The following is a 17,917-nucleotide window of genomic DNA, read 5'->3' on the forward strand; positions in this document are numbered from 1 at the left end:
CCGCCGTTCCGGGCCGCGGAGAACGGTCTACAGTGAGGCATATGTCGATCACGAGGGGCCGGTCGGTCACGATCAGCGACGTGGCCCGGACCGCAGGCGTCTCCCGGGCCGCGGTGTCCAAGGTGATCCGCAACGCGTACGGGGTGAGCCCCGGAATGCGCCAGCGCGTCGAAGCCGCCATCGAGGAACTCGGCTACCGCCCCAGCGTCGCCGCCCGGGCCCTGCGCGGCTCCAGCTACCGGCTCGGCCTGGAGATCCCCTACGTCAGCGGCCGGTTCATGACCCAGATCGTCGACGGCGCCAACCGGGCCGTCGCCGACACGCCCTACCAACTGGTCCTCGCCCCCGCCGACGGCCCCGAGTACAGCACCCTCGAATCGCTCGCCGACGGCCTGGTCGACGGCATCATCGCGGTCTCGCCCCGCGTCGACCCGCCCTGGCTGGAGGAACTCGCCCGCCGGGTGCCGGTGGTGATGCTCGGCCGCCACGACGACCCCGAGGGTTACGACACCGTGGTCGGCGACGACGAGGCCGGTGCCGGCGCGGTGATGGACCACCTGCTCGCCCTCGGGCACCGCCGGATCGCCCACCTCACCGAACCGGAGGCCGTCGCCGCCGAGACCCCGGTCACCCCGCACGTGGTCCGCGTCGCCGTCTACCGCCGGCGGATGGCCGAGGCCGGGCTCACCCCGAGCATCGAGGTGGCCCGCTGGGAGGACGGCGACAGCGGCGTCCGGGAGGCCACCGCACGGCTGCTGGCGCTCCCCGAACCACCGACGGCGATCTTCGCCGGGCACGACGACATCGCCCTGGTCGTGCTGGCCGGTGTCGCCGCCGCGGGCCGGCTCGGTGAGATCTCCGTCGCCGGATACGACAACACCGACATGTCCCAGCATCCGCTGATCGACCTGACCTCCGTCGACCAGCAGGGCGTCGAGATGGGCGCCCAGGCGGCGACCATGCTGCTGGAACGCCTCCGGGGCCGGACCGAACGACGACAGCACGTGCTGGCCACCAGCCTGCGGATCCGCGGTTCCACCCGTCCACCCCGTACCTGACCGCCGCCCGCCGCCCGGCTGTTCGGGCCCACCGCCGGGCAATCCGTCGCCAAACCGACATCGACGCGGTAACCAAGAGGCGTGATCACCATGAGTAGACTCCCGGGGCGCGACGGCCCGAGAGGATGAGAACCAGATGAACATGCCGCTGCGTCCGGGAGACCCGGTCGCCCTCGGCCCATACGAGCTGGTCGGACGGCTCGGCGAAGGCGGCATGGGCACCGTGTTCCTGGCCCGTGACCCGGACGGCCGGCCGGTGGCGATCAAGATGGTCCGGCCCGAGTTCTCCAACGAGAGCGAATTCCGGGGCCGGTTCCGCAGCGAGGTCACCCGCGCCAAGCAGGTGCCGCCGTTCTCCACCGCCGAGGTGCTCGACGCCGACCCCGACCACGAGCCGCCCTACCTGGTCGTGGAATACGTGGACGGGCCCAGCCTGGCCGCCGAGATCAAGGCGAAGGGCCCGCTGTCCGGCTCCGCCCTGCACGGTGTCGCCGTGGGCATCGCGACCGCGCTCACCGCCATCCACGGGGCCGGGGTCATCCACCGCGACCTCAAGCCCGGCAACGTGCTGTTCGCGCGCGGCGGCATCAAGGTCATCGACTTCGGCATCGCCCGGGCGTTCGAGGCGACCAGCCAGCACACCCGCACCGACCAGCTGGTCGGCACGGTGGCGTACATGGCGCCGGAACGCTTCGACCCGGTCGACGGCCGGCCGGTCACCGCGGCCGCCGACATCTTCGCGTGGGGCGCCGTCGTCGCCTACGCCGCCACCGGCCGCACCCCGTTCGCCGCCGAGTCCGCCCCCGCCACGGCGATGCGCATCCTCACCCAGCCACCCAACCTCGCCGGCCTGCCCGCGTCGCTGCACGGACCGGTCTCGCGGGCGCTGTCCAAGGAACCCGGCGACCGGCCCACCGCCCGGGAACTGCTGGACCTCCTGCTGGCCGGCGGGCCCGTGCGGCCGCCGGCGGACGACACGGTGATCCTGCGGGCGCTCGCGAGCGCACCGTCACCGGCGATGTCGCCGTCGTCACCGGCGCCGCTGCCGGCACCGTCGCCCGCGCCCGCCCCGGTGGGCCGGCCGACCGCGCCACCCGTGCCGGCCGCCGCGCCGCAACGGCCGCGCCGTCGCCGTACCCTCGCGGTCGCCGCCACCGCTGTCGCCGTGTTGCTCGCCACCGGCGTGGGCGTCCTGATCCGCTACAACGGCCTGTCCACGCCGGACCATTCGGTGGCCGGTCCCGGCGAGCCCTCCGCGTCGGCGCCGTCCTCGGTCTCGGTCTCGCCGAAACCGGCCCGCACACCGACCGCCGAGGAACGGCTCCAGGCCATCAAGACCGGCCGGAACCGCATGCTGATCCACGTCGCCGAGGTCGACCGCGACATGGCGTTCGAACGGCACTACACCGAGGTCGAGGCCGGTGACGGCACCGGCGCGAAATCGGAGTTCGCGCTCATCCCGATGGGTGTAGACTACCTGATCCGCTCCCTGTACGACCCGAACGTCGAGGAGATCTGCCTCGGCATCCGGATCATCCCGGACGCGGCGGCCAAGCTGGTCGGGGCCAAGTGCGAGACCGGCAAGGGCACGCTGTTCGAACTGGTCGCCACCGACCAGAAGGACGACAAGAACCGGCCCCGCTATCACCTCTACAACGACGCCTACGGCTTCGTGCAGTGGGACGCGGACGCCAACGAGGGCGTCGGCGGCTTCTACGTCGAGCACGTCGGCGACGCGCCGCCGCTGACCACCTTCAGCTTCGTCGACCGCGGCCCCGTGCCGTCCCCCGGCCCCAGCTGACCCGGCTCTTCTCCGGCCGGCTCTCACCGCCGTCTCGGCGCGCACTTTGCCGGCCGGCTCTCCCCGCCGTCTCGGTGCGCACTTTTCCGGCTGGCTCTGACCGCCGGCTCGGCGCGCTCATTTCCGGCCGACTCTGACCGCCGGCTCGGCGCGCACATTTCCGGCTGGCTCCGGCCGCTGTTTCAGTGCGCTCGAGGCAGCGGTGAGAGCCAGCCACTGTGTGCCGGGGCGCCGGGTTCTGTGGAGATCCGGTGTCCGGTGTCGCGCGGCGGCGCCGGACCGGCCTACGGTCCGGTCATGAGCACGGTGGGATGGATCAGGGTGTGGCTGGCGGTCTTCGTCGGCGGGCTGGTGATCAGTGGGGTGACGGCGTTCCCGCTGGCCACCGAGATGCGGTTGCTGGCGGATCTGCTGCATGCGCTGCCCGCCGCCCCGGACGGGCTCGTCACCTGGGTGGAGCGGATCCGGGACGGACTTGCCGTCACCGGCCGTGACTATCCGTTCGTCGCGTACGGGACCGACTGGCTGGCCTTCGCGCACCTGGTGATCGCGGCGGCGTTCTGGGGGCCGTGGCGCGATCCGGTACGCAACGTCTGGGTCGTCGAGTGGGGCATGATCTGCTGCGCCGGGATCATTCCGCTGGCACTGATCGCCGGGCCGATCCGGCAGCTGCCGCTCGGGTGGACGCTGCTCGACATGTCGTTCGGTGTGTTCGGTGTCGTGCCGCTGATCATCGTCCGGTCACTGATCAAGCGGCTCGGCGACGGCCCGGCGGCGGATCCAGGGCAGGACGAACAGGTACAGGCCGCTGATCATCAGCACCGCCAGCGGGAGCAGGGGCACGTAGGAGACCCAGACGATCGGCTCCTTCTGAGCGAGGGCGACGAACGTCAGGACGACCGTCGCGGTGAAGACGGCGGACGTCCAGCGGTGCAGTCGGCGGATACGGTTGTTCCAGGTCATCAGGGCCTCCGGGCTCGGAATCTCGTCGAGCACGAACGCTAGTCACGCGGCCCCCGCCAGGACTTCTCGATTCCTGACCGACCGGGCTCCGGCTGCCACCATCGGCTTCCGCCATCGGCCTCCACCGCCGGCTTCCACCGCCGGCTCGAGCCGCGGAAGGGCCGGCGGGTCAGAGCTGGTGGACCGTGGTCAGGTCACTGAGGCCGGAGATCTCCAGCAACGGGGCGAGCAGCGGCCCCGTACGCAATTCGATGTGATCGGCCTGGGCGAAGAGCGCCGCGAGACCCGCGCTGTCCAGGTATTCGACCGCGGTGAGGTCGACGACCAGGCGCGCGCCGGCCGCGTCGGCGACCGCCCGGGTCAGGGCGCCGGCGAAGGTCTCGGCGTTGCTCATGTCGATCTCGCCGGAGGCGGTGAGAACGACGGCACCATCCGGGCCGGGACCCGTCGTGAGGGTGAGCTCGGGGGTCATCAGGTTAGCCTCGCCTGCATGTCGACGACGGTGCCGGTCGTTCCGGAGGTGACGGTGACAGTGTGCATGAAGGCGCGCATGAGCTTGATCCCCCGACCGCGGTACGGGCCGGCGGAGGGATCGGGAGTCTTCCAGCGTCCGCTGTCGGAAATGGTCAGGCGCAGGTCGGCGGCGGTCGCGGCGGCACGGAGCCGGATCCGGCCGCCCGGCTGCTCGCGGTGGCCGTGCTCGATCGCGTTGGCGCACGCCTCCCCGGCGGCGACCAGCACGTTCTGCACGATGGCCGGGTCCACGCCGCACCGGTCGAGCCATCCGCGCAGCGCGGAGCGGACCGGGGCGAGCCGGGTCGACTCGGCGGCGAACTCGATCTCCAGCGGGCCGGGGTGGCGGTACAGGAGCAGGGCGACGTCGTCGTCGTAGCCGGCCTCGGGGGCCAGCCGGGTCATGATCTCGGTGGCCAGGTCCTCGATCGGGGTACCCAGGCCGTGCTGCACGGCGACACTCGCCTCACCGATGCCGGCGGACAGCGGACGGCGCCGGCGTTCGACCAGACCGTCGGTGTAGAGCAGCAGGGTCGCCCGGGGTGGCACCACGTATTCGGCGTCCGGACGGTCCAGGCCGGGACGGACCGCCACCGGACGGGACCGGCCACCGTCGAGCAGATGGGTGCTGCCGTCGGGATGGCCGACGATGGCCGGTGGGTGGCCGGCGCTGGAGTAGACGAGATGGCCGGTGCCGGGGTCGAGGATCCCGCAGAAGACGGTGGCGCAGCCGGCGCCGGGCAGCATGGCGGCGAACCGGTCGAGGGCCATCAGGGTCTGCGCGGGGCTGGTGTCCTGGAGCAGCAGGGCGCGGCAGGCACTGCGGAGCTGGCCCATCACGGTGGCCGCCTGAAGGCCGTGACCGACGCAGTCGCCGACGACGATGCCGATCCGGCCGTCGGGGAGCGTGATCGTGTCGTACCAGTCGCCGCCGACCTTCAACGGGCGGGTCGCCGGCTCGTAGCGGACCGCGAAACCGGTGGGCAGGCTGTCCGGGCCGAGGATGGCCCGCTGGAGGGCGAGCGCGGTCTCCCGCTGCTGGTCGAACTGGTCGATGCGGCGCAGACCCTGGCTGATGCGGCCGGCGAGCAGCGCGAGGAGGGTCTCGTCGGGGGTGGTGAACGGGCGCTGCGGGCCGGGCTCGATCCACAGTGCCATGGGGCCGTGCGGGTGGTCGAGGACGATGCCGGTGCCGGACGGGGTGAACGCCGGCAGGTCCCGGAGCGCGAGGATCGACCGCCGGCGCTCCTCGGGCAGACTGTCCCAGGTCAGCGACGGATCGGTGGCGGTCACCACGGGACCGGACCGGTCGGTGAAGACGGTCGCCAGCACGTACGCCGCCTGCCAGGTCTGCTCCAGCTCGCGCAGGACCGCATCGAGGGCCTCGCCGAGGTTCTCCGCCTCGGCGAAGCGCATGCCGAGGGCGGCGAGGGCACTGTCGCGCTGCACCGCGTAGTGCTCGGCGGTGACGTCCCGGAACGTGCCGACGACCACCTGTTTGCCGGTCTCCGGGTCGCGGACCCGGTTGTACGCGGCCGCCGCCCACAGCCGCCGGCCGTCGCGGTGCCGGACCGGGATGGTGTACGTGCCGTGCGGCTCCTCGAGCAGCGTCGCGTACGCGTGCGAGACCGCCCGGTGCGCCTCGACGTCGGTCGCGGCGTCCGGCCACCACGGATGGGTCGGAAGGTACGGCAGCCCCTCCGGCCCATACCCGAGGATGTCGGTGAACGCGCTGTTGATCTCGATGACCGCGCCGTCCTCGTCGCAGACGAAGAACGCCTCCTGCAGCGAGTCGATCAGCGCGGTCCGCCAGCGGGTGTGATGGTTGCGCAGCCGGGCCAGCTTGACGTTGGCACGCACCCGGGCCAGCAGCTCGGCGGCGGAGAACGGCTTGACCAGGTAGTCGTCGGCGCCCGCCTCCAGGCCTTCGATGGACGCCTCCTGCCCGGCGCGGGCGGACAGCAGCAGCACCGGCGTGCTCGCCGTGCGCGGGTCGGCGCGCAGGGCGGCGACCAGCTGCAACCCGTCGAGGCGCGGCATCATCACGTCGCTGACGATCAGGTCGGGGGTGACGGTCCGGGCGGCCTCCAGAGCCTGCTGGCCGTCGCCGGCGGCGGTCACCCGGTGCCCGGCGGAGCGCAGCAGCCGGGTCAGGTAGTCGCGCATGTCGGCGTTGTCGTCGGCGACCAGCAGGGCCGCGCCACCGTCCGGCGACGCGCCCGGTCCGGGCACCACCGCCGGTTCCTCACCGCCCGGCAGCCAGCGCAGGGCCTCCTGGAGGAAGGATTCGGCATGGCTTTCGCCCGGGGAGTTCAGCGTGTACGCCGGAAGGTGCGTGCTGCCGAACGGAAGACGGATCCTGAACGTGGTCCCCCGTCCGACGGTGCTCTCCGCGCTGATCGTCCCGCCGTGCAGCCCGACCAGCTCGCGGACCAGGGCCAGACCGATGCCGCTGCCCTCGTTGGAGCGCGACCGGGAGTTCTCGATCCGGTGGAACCGCTCGAACAGCCGGGGCATCTCCTCCTCGGCGACACCCACTCCGGTGTCACTGACCGTGACGACCGCATCGGGACCGTCGGCACGCGCCGTCACCCGGATGCCGCCGTCGAAGGTGAACTTGAGGGCGTTGCTGAGCAGGTTGAGGACGATCTTCTCCCACATGCTCCGGTCGAGGTGGACCGGCTGGGGCAGGGGCGGGCAGTCGACCTCGAACGTCAGCCCGGCCCGTTCGATCGCCGACCGGAACACGCTGGCCAGGTCCGCGGTGGTGGCGGCCAGGTCGACGGTCTCGAAACGGGCCTGCATCCGGCCGGCCTCGATCCGGGAGAAGTCGAGCAGCGTGTTGACCAGTTTGCCGAGGCGCAGCCCGTTGCGGTGGACGACCTCCAGATCCGGCCGGGTCCGCTCGTCGGCGTCGGCGAGGAGATCCTCCACCGGACCCATGATCAACGTCAGCGGGGTACGGAACTCGTGGCTGATGTTGGAGAAGAAGGCGGTCTTCGCGCGGTCGAGTTCGGCCAGTTCCTCGGCCCGGCGCTGTTGGGCCTCGTAGCTGCGGGCGCCGGCCACTCCGGCGGTGATGTGACCGGCGGTGAGCTCGACGAACCCCCGATAACCGTCGTCGAGGGGCCGGTAGCGGTTGAGCCCGGCGACGAAGAAGCCGTACGGCGTACCGCCCTGGCGCACCAGCGGCACCGCGAGCGCCTGGGCCGGCGGATCCGGCCAGTCGCCGCCGGGCAGCCCGTCCCACCGGCTGAGGTCGGTCAGGACCGGCTCACCGTTGGCCAGCCGGTCGGTGGGCCAGGCGCCGGGCGCCGCCGCCGGGTGCCGGCTGTCGATCCCGGTCGACGCGGCGAGCCGGGCCGCCCCGTCCTGGCCGAACAGGTAGGTCAGTGTGAACGGCAGGTCCCGCCGGTTGCGGTCGAGCTGCCGGCCGACGAACCCGAGCATCTCCTCCTGGGTCCGGGCGACACTCGGGTCCGAGCCGAGGTCACGCAGCGTGGCCATCCGCCGCTCGCCGACCACCCGGTCGGTCTCCTCGCTGACCACGCAGAGCATCCCGACGAGGGCGCCGTCGTCGTCGCGCAGCGGACTGTACGAGAACGTGTGGTACGACTCCTCGAGATACCCCGAGCGCTCCAGGAACAGCAGCAGCGCCTCGTCCCAGGTGGCCTCCCCGGTGCGCAGCACGGTGTCGATCCGCGGCCCGATGTCGCCCCAGATCTCCGCCCACACCTCGCTGGCCGGCCGGCCCAGCGCCCACGGATATTTCCGGGCCAGCGTGTTGCGGCGGTAGGCGTCGTTGCAGAAGAAGGTGAGCTGCGGACCCCAGGCCATCCACATGGAGAACCGGGAGGACAGCAGGATGCTCACCGCCGTCTGGAGGCTCTGCGGCCAGCTGTCCGGTCGCCCCAGTGGGGTCGCCTCCCAGTCGACCGCGGCGAGGTCGGTGCCGATCTCGGGATCGGCGGAGAAGAGCGCGGGAGACGGCCGGTTGTCATCACCGTTCATCGCGTCCGCTTGTCCCCCTGCCGCAGCCCGTCGAAACCACCACGACGGTAACCATCGGCACCATCACCCCGATATCCGGGTCCGCTCTACCGCGATCCCTTCAGCGTGGTTTCAGGTCGGGTGGGCAAGGATGAGCGGCATGCGTGTACTCGTCGTGGAGGACGAGAAGCGGCTCGCCTGGTCGTTGCGGGTGGGCCTGGAAGCCGAGGGCTTCGCGGTCGACGTCGCACCGGACGGCGTCGACGGCTTGTGGCTGGCCAGGGAGAATGAATATGACGTGATCGTCCTCGATCTGATGCTGCCCAAGCTCAACGGCTATCAGGTCTGCGCCACGCTGCGCGCCGAGGAGAACTGGACGCCGATCGTGATGCTGACCGCCAAGGACGGCGAGTGGGATCAGGTCGAGGGCCTGGACACCGGCGCCGACGACTATCTGACCAAGCCGTTCTCCTATCCGGTGCTGGTGGCCCGGCTGCGGGCGGTGGCCCGGCGCGGGGCCCGGGAGCGGCCGGTCCAGCTGACCGCCGGTGACCTGCGGATCGACCCGGCGTCGCGGCGGGTGTGGCGGGGTGAGACCGAGATCGAGCTGACCGCCCGGGAGTTCGCGCTGCTGGCCTTCCTGGCCCGCAACACCGGCGACGTGGTGTCGAAACAGCGGATCCTGGAGGCGGTGTGGGACACCGACTTCGACGGTGACCCCAACATCGTCGAGGTGTATGTGCGGCATCTGCGCAACAAGATCGACCGGCCGTTCGGGCGGGAGGCGATCCGGACCGTGCGGGGCGCCGGGTACCGGCTGGGCGGCGACGGTGGTTGAGCGGGCCTCGATCCGGCTGCGGACCACCGTTCTGGCGGTGCTGGTGACGGCGGTCGCCGTGGTGATCGGGGCGGTGACGCTGGTGCTTCTGACGCGGGCGTCGCTGGAGGGTGGGATCAGGGACGCCGCGGAGAGCCGGGCCTTGATGATCGCCGACCGGATCAGGACGTCCGGCCTGCCGGACCCCGTCCCGTCCTCCTCCGGCACCGATGAGGCCACCGACGACGAGGACTCCGACGACGACTTCGCCTGGGAGATCCTGGACGACTCCGGCACCGTGGTCCGGTCGTCGGAGACACTCGACGAGCGGTCACTGCGGGTCACCGAGGACGAGGGTCCGTACACCGTCGTGGTCCTCGCCTCGCTGGAGGAGGTCGACGACGCGACGAAGGCGCTGGCCACACCCCTGCTGATGGGGGTGCCGGGGGCGCTGATCCTGGTCGGCGGGGTGACCTGGGTCGGGGTGACGGGGGCGCTGGCACCGGTCGAGCGGATCCGCCGGGAGGTCGAGGAGATCACCGGGGAGCGGTTGGACCGGCGGGTTCCGCAACCGGTGGCCCGCGACGAGATCCACCGGCTGGCCGCCACCATGAACCGGATGCTGACCCGCCTCCAGGACTCCCGGGAACGGCAGCAGCGGTTCGTGGCCGACGCCTCGCACGAGCTGCGGTCGCCGCTGGCCGCGATCCGGCAGGCGGCCGAGGTGGCCCGGTCGCATCCCGGAGCGCTGCCCGAGGGCGAGCTGGCCGAGGCGGTGCTGGAGGAGTCCGGGCGGATGGAACGCCTGGTGGAGCAGCTGCTTCTGCTCACCCGGACGGGTGGGGCCGGGGTGCGGCAGCTGCGCGACGTCGACCTCGACGACCTGGCGATGGCCGAGGCGCGCCGGGTGCGGCGGGCCGGGCTGACGGTCGACACGTCCGGGGTGGGCGCGGGCCGGGTCCGCGGGGACGCGACGGCGCTCGCCCAGGTGGTGCGCAACCTCACCGACAACGCGTCACGGCACGCCCACGGTGCCGTGGTGGTGACCGTCCGGACCGCCGGGGACGGGGTGGAGCTGGTGGTCGAGGACGACGGGGCGGGCGTCCCCGAGGGTGAGCGGGAGCGGGTGTTCGAGCGGTTCGTGCGGCTCGACGAGGCCCGGGACCGGGATGCCGGGGGCAGTGGGCTCGGGCTGGCCATCGTCAAGGAGATCGTGACCGCGCACGGGGGCACGGTCGGGATCACCGCCTCCGCGCTGGGTGGGGCGCGTTTCGTCGTACGGCTGCCGGCTTCCTGAAAGGCCTTTCAGCTGCGTTCAGGGGAGGTTCAGGGACCTCGGCGCAAGCTGTGGCGGTACCTGAAGTCACCGCTAGAAGTCACCGCCAGAAAGGCACATCTCATGGACACCAGCAAGCTCCGCAGCAAGCGCACCATCGTCGGTGGCATCGCCCTCGTGGCCGCTCTCGGCGCCGGTGGCACGGTGTGGGCGACCGCCGCCAATGCGGACGGGCGGCCGGATTCCGATGATCGGGTGCTGAGCGCCGAGGAGCGCACCTCGGCGGAGAACGCCGCGCGGGCCGCGATCACCGGCGGGACCGTCCTGGAGGTGGAGGCCTCCGACGACCAGGGCGTCGCCTACGAGGCTGAGGTCCGCGACGCGGCCGGTCAGGAGTGGGATGTCGATCTGGACTCTTCCTTCCAGGTCGTGACCAAGACCGCGGACACGGACGATGACGGCGCCGACGATGACGGCACCGACACCGACGACGACGGCTCCGACGACTGAGTTTTGATCAGGGGTCTTTCCTCTTTGGAGATCGAGCGGTAAAACAATCCTCACGGTTTCGGCACTAGCAGTGCTAATAGATGTTCGTTCTCCTCGCCGTGGCCGGCCTCCGGCGGCTCCCGCCGCACCCCACGACAGCAGGAGACGAAGATGTCGCCCCGCTCACGCCACTGGCATTGGCTGCTGGTCATTCCGACCGTCGCGCCACTGCTGACCCCGTTCGCCAACCGCATCGAGCCGACCCTGTTCGGGGTCCCGTTCTTCTTCTGGTACCAGTTCGCGTGCGCGCTGCTCGCGATGGTCGTCATCACGGTCGTCTACCTCGCCACCCGCGAGGACCGGCCGTGACCGACCGGGACGTCGAGGTCGGCGTCTTCCTGGTCCTGATGGCCGGCGTCGTGCTGCTCGGCTTCGGCGCCGCACGCTGGCGCCGGCCCGCCGACCCCTACCACCTCGAGGAGTGGGCCGTCGGCGGGCGGGCGTTCGGCAACTGGACGATGTGGTTCCTCCTCGGCGGGAGCATGTACAGCGCGTACACGTTCATCGCCGTCCCGGCGCTGACCTACGGCCTCGGTGCGATCGGGTGGTTCGCCGTGCCGTTCGCCATCGTCACCACGCCCCTGACCTTCATCTTCACCACCCGGGCGTGGTCGGTGGCGCGACGGCACGGCTTCCTGACCCACAGCGAGTTCGCGGCCGCCCGGTTCGGGTCGCCCGGGCTCGGCGCGCTGGTCGCCGTGACCGGCATCCTCGCCACCATCCCGTATGTCGCGGTGCAGCTCATCTCGCTCCAGGCGGTGCTGCGTACGGTCGGGTTCGGCGGCGAGTGGCCACTGCTGGCCGCGGTCACGCTCATCTCGATCTGCACGTTCCGCTCCGGGTTGCGGGCGCCCGCCCTGCTGTCCGTGGTCAAGGACGTCCTGCTCGCCTGGATGCTGATCACCGCTGCCCTGATGGTGGCGATGTACGGCGGCTGGGGCAGCGCCTTCCGCGGCGCCGCCACACGATTCGCCGCCACACCCAACCCGGCCGACGGGCTGCTGCTGCCGGAGACCGGCCATCTCGGCTTCTTCACCCTGGTCATCGGGTCGGCGCTGGCCATCTTCGCGTATCCGCACGCGCTGGTCGGGATGCTCGCCGCCAAGGACCGCGACACGGTCCGCCGGAACGCCGCGGCTCTGCCGATCTACTGCATGGCACTCGGGCTGATGGCCATGATGGGGATCTTCGCGCTGTCCCGGGGAGTGACACCGGCCGACGGCGACCTCAACACCGTGGTGCCGCGGCTCATCCACGAGTATTTCCCCAGCTGGTCGGCCGGAATCGCGTACGCCGCCCTCAGCATCGCCGCCCTGATCCCGGCCGCCGTCATGTCGATCGCCGCCGCCAACGCGTTCACCCGCAGCCTCTACCGCACCTATCTGCGGCCCGACGCCACCCCCGCCGCCGAGGCGTGGACCAGCCGGTGGGTGTCGCTGATCGTCAAGTTCGGCGCGGCCGCCCTGATCCTCGCCGTCGACCCGGCGTTCTCCGTCGACCTTCAGCTCATCGGCGGGGTGCTGATCCTGCAGACCATCCCGGCCGTCTTCCTCGGCCTGCTCACCGCCTGGTTCCACCGGGCCGCACTCACCGCCGGGCTGATCAGCGGGCTGGTCACCGGCCTGGTGCTGCTCTGGGACATCCCGGAAGTCGACGGGACCGGCCGGATCGTCGCCGAGCACTTCGGTGGATCCAGCTGGTCGATCGGCGACGGCCGCAGCATCTACGTCGGCGTCGTCGCGCTCGCCGTCAACCTCGTCGTCGCGGTCGTGGTCACCCTGCTCGTGCGGGCCGCCGGGGTCCGCGACGGCCACGACGGCACCCGGCCCGACGACTACCACGCCGACGCCGGCGACCCGTACCTCCAGCGGCTGGACGAGCTGATCGACGGGCTGCCCACCGGCGGATCCGGCTCACCGGCGCACCCGTCCGGCGGACCGTCCGCGCACCCACCGCTCCGCTCCCCCGGCCAGCGGGTCCTCTGAAGGGTTACGCGGGACGCGAAAGTGTCGGTGGGGGCTGCTAGGTTCTCGGCACTGTTCCGGTGAGCGTCGGTTACGGACTAGGGGAGTCCTGTGGGCATTTACGAGCACGTGGAGATCTTCGCGGGACTGCCGGTGGTCGCGGCCGACGACGACGAGGTGACCGTCGCCGACCCGGCCGCGGTCACCTGGCGGATCAGCATGGAGGATTTCGAGGCCGCCCCGGAGGAGTTCGAGGCCGCGTTCGAGCAGCTGCTGCAGCGCACCGGCCCGGCCGGCCCGACCGCGCTGATCGTCGGCGAGTGGGGGTCGGCCTACGACACCCCGTTCCCCTATCAGCTGCTCGTCGACAACGCGGCACGGCTGAGCGGGCTGCGCTCCCTGTTCGTCGGTGACCTCACCGGCGAGGAGTGCGAGATCTCCTGGATCAACCAGGCCGACATCACCGCGCTGATCGAGGCTTTCCCGGCTCTGGAGCGCCTGTGGATCCGCGGCGGGACGGGTCTGGGGATGCGGCCGGTGCGCCACGAGGGCCTCCGTGAGCTGATCTTCCAGTCCGGTGGCCTGCCGGCCGGGGTGGTCCGGGCGGTCGGTGCCAGCGACCTGCCCCACCTGAGCCACCTGGAGCTGTGGCTGGGTGTCGACCAATACGGTGGCGACGCCCGCGCCGACGACCTCGCCCCGATCCTCGCCGGCCGGTCCCTGCCCGCCCTCACCTACCTGGGCCTGCGCAACGCCGAGGTCGCCGAGGAGATCGCCGCGGCCGTCGCCGCCGCGCCCATCGTCGCCCGCCTCACCGACCTCGACCTGTCGATGGGCGTCCTCGGCGACACCGGCGCGGAGACCCTGCTGGCCGGTCAGCCGCTGACCCACCTGCGCAAGCTCGACCTCAGCCACCACTTCATGTCGACGGAGACGGCGCAGCGCGTGGTCGACGAGCTGCCCGGCGTCGAGGTGGACGTCTCCGATCCACAGAAGGAAGAGGAGTGGGGCCGCTACACCGCGGTGTCCGAGTAGTGCGTCTCGCCGTCGTCGGAAACCCGGACAACCGCCGGGTCACCCTGTTCGTCGAGGCCGCTGTCCGGGCCGGCCTGCCCGTCCCGGTCGTCCACCCGTGGCGTGAGGTGCTGTCGTCCGGCCCGGGCGCCGCACCTCCTCCCACCGCGTCGTCGCCTTCGCCGGGTTCCGCGGTCGCGGGGGCGGGCACTGTGCGCTTCGCCGCCGCTGGCCCTCCGGCCGCGTCGTCGCCTTCGCCGCGTTCTGCGGTTCCCGGTCCGGGGACGTTCGTGCGGATCGAGTCGCCCGGGGAGGATGCCGAGGTCGACCGGCTGTTGCGGGAGCGCGGCAGCGGACGGCCCGCCGTGGCGGCCGAGCACGGGGAGATCGTGGGGGCCGCGGCGGCGTTCGCCGGTCTGCGGTGGGCACTGGACCGGGTCGCGGCCGGCGGCGGTGTGCTGCTCAACCAGCCCGACGACATCCTCACCATGAGCGACAAGCCCCGCTGTCACGCGCTGCTGTCCGCGGCCGGTATCCCGGTGCCGCCCGCCCTGCCGCCGGTGCACGACTACGCCTCGCTGCGGGCCGCGATGGCCGACGCCGGCTGGAACCGGGTGTTCGTCAAACCGGCTCACGGCTCGTCGGCGTCCGGCGTCCTGGCCTTCGCCACGGCCGGACGTCGGGTCACCGCGGCCACGTCGGTCGAGCTGAGCGGAGACAAGATCTTCAACAATCTCCGGGTACGCCGTTACGACGACGAAGCCTCGATCCGCGCGATCGTCGACCGGCTCGGCCCGGACGGCCTCCACGTCGAGCGCTGGTATCCGAAAGCCACCCTCGGCGATCGTGTCCTCGACCTGCGGGTCGTCGTAATCGCCGGCGAGCCACGACACGTGGTCGTCCGGACCAGCCGCTCCCCCATGACGAACCTGCACCTGGGCAACACCCGCGGCGACGTGGCAGCGGTCCGGGCCGCCGCGGGCGCCCGCTCCTGGGCCGCGGCGATGGAGACGTGCGCCCGGGTGGCGGCCGTCTTCCCCGGAACCCTGCACGCCGGGGTTGACCTGATGTTCCGGACAGGCTGGCGCGACCACGCGGTCGCCGAGGTGAACGCGTTCGGTGACCTGCTCCCCCGGGTCCTGGCCGACGGCCTCGACACCTACGGTGCCCAGATAGCCGCCCTCACCGCCGGCTGGTCGCCCGCCCTTCCTCCCGATAGGCCCGGGGCCACGTCCTCCGCCCTTGATGAGCCCGGGGCCGTGCCCTCCTCCCTCGACGGGCTTGCGGTCGCGTCTTCCACCCTCGGGGGCCTCGGCGCCACATCCTCCGCCCTCAATGGGTCCGGCGCCGCATCCTCCGCCCTCAATGGGCCTGGGGCCGCGTCCTCCGCCCTCGAGGGCCCGGGGCCATGCCTTCCTCGCTCGGTGGGCCTGCGGCCGGTCGATGGGCGGGTGTGTCGTGCGTGAGCTGATCGGGAGCCATGACCTGCTGTTCGTCACGCTGGACACGTTGCGTTACGACGTGGCGGTGGAGTGTCTGGCGGATGGGCGGACGCCGTACCTCGCGAAGGTTCTGCCGGGTGGCGTGTGGGAGCGGCGGCACAGCCCGGCGAGTTTCACCTACGCCGCGCATCACGCGTTCTTCGCCGGGTTCCTGCCTACGCCGGTGACGCCGGGGCCGCACGAGCGGTTGTTCGCGGCGCGATTCGGGGGCAGTGAGACCAGCGGCCCGGACACGTATGTCTTCGATGCGCCGGACCTGCCGACCGCCCTCGCCACAGCCGGGTATCACACCGTCTGCCTGGGCGGGGTCGGCTTCTTCAACCCGGCGACGCCGCTCGGCCGGGTGCTGCCGGGGCTGTTCGCCGAGGCGCACTGGGAGAAGGCGTTCGGCGTGACCGCTCCGGACTGCTTCGGCGCCCAGATCGACCGCCTCCAGACGATCGTCGACGGCCTGCCCGCGAACCGTCCACTCTTCACGTTCGTCAACGTGGCCGCCCTGCACCAGCCGAACCGGCACTACGTGCCCTCGGCCCCCCACGACGACCTGGCCACGCACGCCGCCGCCCTGGAGTACGTCGACGGTCGCCTCGATCGCCTGTTCTCCCTGGTCACCGGACGGGGACGTCCCTGCCAGGTGATCCTCTGCTCCGATCACGGCACGCTCTACGGCGAGGACGGCCACACCGGCCACCGTGTCGCCCACGAGTCCGTGTGGACTGTCCCGTACGCCGACTTCATCCTGGACGCCCGGTGAACCTCGACTCCCCCTATCAGGGTTACCTCTACGCCTATCCGCACAAGACCGCCTACCGCCGTCTCGACCCACGCCCGCTGCTGAGCGACGTGTGGGCGGCCGAGCCGCAAACGTCCCTCTTCGGGTACGTCCACCTGCCGTTCTGTGAGATGCGGTGCGGCTTCTGCAACCTGTTCACCCGCGCCAATCCGCCCGATGAGCAGGTCACCGCCTATCTGGCCCAGCTGCGGCACCAGGCCACAGCGGTCCGCGACAGTCTCGACCCGGCCGCGTCGTTCTCCCGCCTGGCGATCGGCGGCGGCACACCCACCTACCTGACGGCCTCCGAACTGGAGGAGTTGTTCGGCATCCTGGCCGACGCCTTCGGCGACCGGGCGGCACCCGCCCCGGCGCCGTCACCTCGGCTGCTCGCAGATCCGGCGTCGGCCTCGGCGGGGCACCCCGCCCCCGAACCGCTGTCAGCGTCGCCAGGACGCCTCACCGGCGAGCCACCGTCGGCACCGCGGGAGCACCTCACCGGCCAGTCAGCGCCGGCACCGCGAGAGCACCTCGCTGGCGAGCCACCGTCGGCATCGCGGGAGCACCTCACCGGCCAGCCAGAGTCGGCATCGCGGGAGCGCCTCGCTGGCGAGCCACCGTCGGCATCGCGGGGGCGGCTCAGCGGTGTGCCGCTGTCGGTGGAGACGTCGCCGGCGACGGCGACTCCGGATCGGCTGGCGGTACTGGCCGCGCACGGGACGACGCGGATCAGCATCGGGGTGCAGAGCTTCCTCGACGCCGAGGCTCGGGCCGCGGGTCGGCCGCAACGTCTCCCCGAGGTGATGGCCGCGCTGCAGGCGATCCGTGACGCGCGGATCCCGGTCCTCAACATCGACCTGATCTACGGCATCGACGGGCAGACCGCGCAGACCTGGCAGCATTCTCTCGACGAGGCCCTCCGATGGCGTCCGGAGGAGCTGTACCTGTATCCGCTGTATGTGCGGCCGCTGACCGGGCTGGGCCGCCGTGCCCACGCCCGCGCCGACTGGGACCGGCAGCGTCTCGAGCTGTATCGGCAGGCAGTCGACGTGATGACCGCCGCGGGATATGTGCGGCATTCGATGCGCCAGTTCCGCCGGTCCGACGCACCGGTTCCGGACGGCCCCGACTACTGCTGCCAGGACGACGGCATGGTGGGGTTGGGCTGCGGCGCCCGGTCGTACACGACGACCCTGCACTATTCCTTCGACTACGCGGTGGCGGTGCCCGAGGTCCGCGCGGTTCTCACCGATTACCTGTCCCGGCCGGCCGACGATTTCCGGTACGCGGAGTTCGGTTTCCACCTCGACGAGGTCGAGCAGCGGCGCCGCTGGCTGTTGAAATCCCTGCTGCGCGCGGAGGGTGTCGACGCCGGCGCCTACCGCCGGCGTTTCGGCACCGACCACACCGGCGACTTCCCGCAGCTCGTCCGGCTGGTCGATCTCGGCCTGCTGAACGAGACCCGAACCGCCCTCACCGCAACCGGGCTGGACCACTCCGACGCCATCGGCCCGTGGCTGGTGTCCGGCGAGGTCCGTGAGGCGATGGGAGCCTACGTCCCGCGATGACCGGCCCCGACCACACACATCGTCCGGGCCACCCGCCCCGGCCCGAGCCACACCCGGCGCACCGCCCGCAAGCCTCGCCGCCCAATCCGGAGGGCCGCCGCCTCCTGCCCGTCTCAGCGCGGATTGCCGA

Annotated in this window: 14 protein-coding genes; 12 read left to right on the forward strand and 2 right to left on the reverse strand. The window is 71.8% G+C overall.

The features are described 5' to 3' along the window. The first annotated feature begins 41 nt into the window (after positions 1-41). The 3 genes from BC793_RS40725 (at position 42) to BC793_RS52975 (ending at position 3,864) form a co-directional block, all read left to right on the forward strand. The gene (locus BC793_RS40725; protein ID WP_109601971.1) at positions 42-1,058 is read left to right on the forward strand and encodes a LacI family DNA-binding transcriptional regulator; all 1,017 of its coding nucleotides are present in this window, start codon (positions 42-44) and stop codon (positions 1,056-1,058) included. A gap of 136 nt (positions 1,059-1,194) precedes the next feature. After that, positions 1,195-2,859: a serine/threonine protein kinase gene (locus tag BC793_RS40730; RefSeq protein WP_170167342.1), complete on the forward strand. Its 1,665-nt coding sequence runs from the start codon at positions 1,195-1,197 to the stop codon at positions 2,857-2,859. Between the two features lie 297 nt (positions 2,860-3,156). Continuing rightward, positions 3,157-3,864, forward strand: a complete 708-nt coding sequence (locus tag BC793_RS52975) for a hypothetical protein (RefSeq protein WP_203896555.1) — start codon at positions 3,157-3,159, stop codon at positions 3,862-3,864. 127 nt (positions 3,865-3,991) lie between these two features. On the opposite strand, the gene BC793_RS40745 is transcribed toward BC793_RS52975, so the two are convergent. Both BC793_RS40745 and BC793_RS40750 read right to left on the reverse strand, forming a co-directional pair. Further along, positions 3,992-4,294 carry an STAS domain-containing protein gene (locus BC793_RS40745; protein ID WP_109601972.1) on the reverse strand — a complete coding sequence of 101 codons (303 nt, stop codon included), beginning with the start codon at positions 4,292-4,294 and terminating at the stop codon, positions 3,992-3,994. After that, positions 4,294-8,346, reverse strand: a complete 4,053-nt coding sequence (locus BC793_RS40750; RefSeq protein ID WP_109601973.1) for a SpoIIE family protein phosphatase — start codon at positions 8,344-8,346, stop codon at positions 4,294-4,296. The genes BC793_RS40745 and BC793_RS40750 overlap by 1 nt, the downstream gene beginning before the upstream one ends. A gap of 139 nt (positions 8,347-8,485) precedes the next feature. Between BC793_RS40750 and BC793_RS40755 the strand changes: the two genes are divergently transcribed. The 9 genes from BC793_RS40755 to BC793_RS40795 all read left to right on the forward strand — a co-directional run bounded on the left by BC793_RS40755 (position 8,486) and on the right by BC793_RS40795 (position 17,787). Then, positions 8,486-9,163, forward strand: coding sequence for a response regulator transcription factor (locus BC793_RS40755; RefSeq protein ID WP_109602045.1), 678 nt, complete (start codon positions 8,486-8,488; stop codon positions 9,161-9,163). Beyond that, the gene (locus BC793_RS52540) at positions 9,156-10,439 is read left to right on the forward strand and encodes a sensor histidine kinase (RefSeq protein WP_203896556.1); all 1,284 of its coding nucleotides are present in this window, start codon (positions 9,156-9,158) and stop codon (positions 10,437-10,439) included. The genes BC793_RS40755 and BC793_RS52540 overlap by 8 nt, the downstream gene beginning before the upstream one ends. Positions 10,440-10,541: 102 nt before the next feature. After that, the gene (locus BC793_RS40765) at positions 10,542-10,928 is read left to right on the forward strand and encodes a PepSY domain-containing protein (RefSeq protein WP_109601975.1); all 387 of its coding nucleotides are present in this window, start codon (positions 10,542-10,544) and stop codon (positions 10,926-10,928) included. Positions 10,929-11,078: 150 nt separating this feature from the next. Further along, positions 11,079-11,276 carry a DUF3311 domain-containing protein gene (locus BC793_RS40770; protein ID WP_109601976.1) on the forward strand — a complete coding sequence of 66 codons (198 nt, stop codon included), beginning with the start codon at positions 11,079-11,081 and terminating at the stop codon, positions 11,274-11,276. A gap of 38 nt (positions 11,277-11,314) precedes the next feature. Further along, positions 11,315-12,952, forward strand: coding sequence for a sodium:solute symporter family protein (locus BC793_RS40775; RefSeq protein WP_109602046.1), 1,638 nt, complete (start codon positions 11,315-11,317; stop codon positions 12,950-12,952). Positions 12,953-13,042: 90 nt separating this feature from the next. Then, a complete protein-coding gene (locus BC793_RS40780; RefSeq protein WP_109601977.1) occupies positions 13,043-13,966 on the forward strand; it encodes an STM4015 family protein in 924 nt (307 codons plus the stop codon). After that, positions 13,966-15,411: an STM4014 family protein gene (locus BC793_RS40785; RefSeq protein ID WP_170167343.1), complete on the forward strand. Its 1,446-nt coding sequence runs from the start codon at positions 13,966-13,968 to the stop codon at positions 15,409-15,411. The genes BC793_RS40780 and BC793_RS40785 overlap by 1 nt, the downstream gene beginning before the upstream one ends. Continuing rightward, entirely contained in the window at positions 15,404-16,201 is a 798-nt protein-coding gene (locus BC793_RS40790; RefSeq protein ID WP_170167344.1) for an STM4013/SEN3800 family hydrolase, read from the forward strand. Before BC793_RS40785 ends, BC793_RS40790 begins: the two co-directional genes overlap by 8 nt. Then, on the forward strand, positions 16,198-17,787 hold the full coding sequence (locus tag BC793_RS40795; RefSeq protein ID WP_109601979.1) for an STM4012 family radical SAM protein: 1,590 nt from the start codon (positions 16,198-16,200) through the stop codon (positions 17,785-17,787). Before BC793_RS40790 ends, BC793_RS40795 begins: the two co-directional genes overlap by 4 nt. Positions 17,788-17,917: the final 130 nt, after the last annotated feature.

This window comes from Actinoplanes xinjiangensis (assembly GCF_003148685.1).
In the GTDB taxonomy this organism is placed as follows: domain Bacteria; phylum Actinomycetota; class Actinomycetes; order Mycobacteriales; family Micromonosporaceae; genus Actinoplanes; species Actinoplanes xinjiangensis.

Excerpts from the sequence above, each read along its gene's own strand:
- BC793_RS40725 (WP_109601971.1), top strand. The coding sequence starts at position 42 with ATGTCGATCACGAGGGGCCGGTCGGTCACGATCAGCGACGTGGCCCGG.
- BC793_RS40730 (WP_170167342.1), top strand. The coding sequence starts at position 1,195 with ATGAACATGCCGCTGCGTCCGGGAGACCCGGTCGCCCTCGGCCCATAC.
- BC793_RS52975 (WP_203896555.1), top strand. The coding sequence starts at position 3,157 with ATGAGCACGGTGGGATGGATCAGGGTGTGGCTGGCGGTCTTCGTCGGC.
- BC793_RS40745 (WP_109601972.1), bottom strand. The coding sequence starts at position 4,294 with ATGACCCCCGAGCTCACCCTCACGACGGGTCCCGGCCCGGATGGTGCC.
- BC793_RS40750 (WP_109601973.1), bottom strand. The coding sequence starts at position 8,346 with ATGAACGGTGATGACAACCGGCCGTCTCCCGCGCTCTTCTCCGCCGAT.
- BC793_RS40755 (WP_109602045.1), top strand. The coding sequence starts at position 8,486 with ATGCGTGTACTCGTCGTGGAGGACGAGAAGCGGCTCGCCTGGTCGTTG.
- BC793_RS40765 (WP_109601975.1), top strand. The coding sequence starts at position 10,542 with ATGGACACCAGCAAGCTCCGCAGCAAGCGCACCATCGTCGGTGGCATC.
- BC793_RS40770 (WP_109601976.1), top strand. The coding sequence starts at position 11,079 with ATGTCGCCCCGCTCACGCCACTGGCATTGGCTGCTGGTCATTCCGACC.
- BC793_RS40775 (WP_109602046.1), top strand. The coding sequence starts at position 11,315 with ATGGCCGGCGTCGTGCTGCTCGGCTTCGGCGCCGCACGCTGGCGCCGG.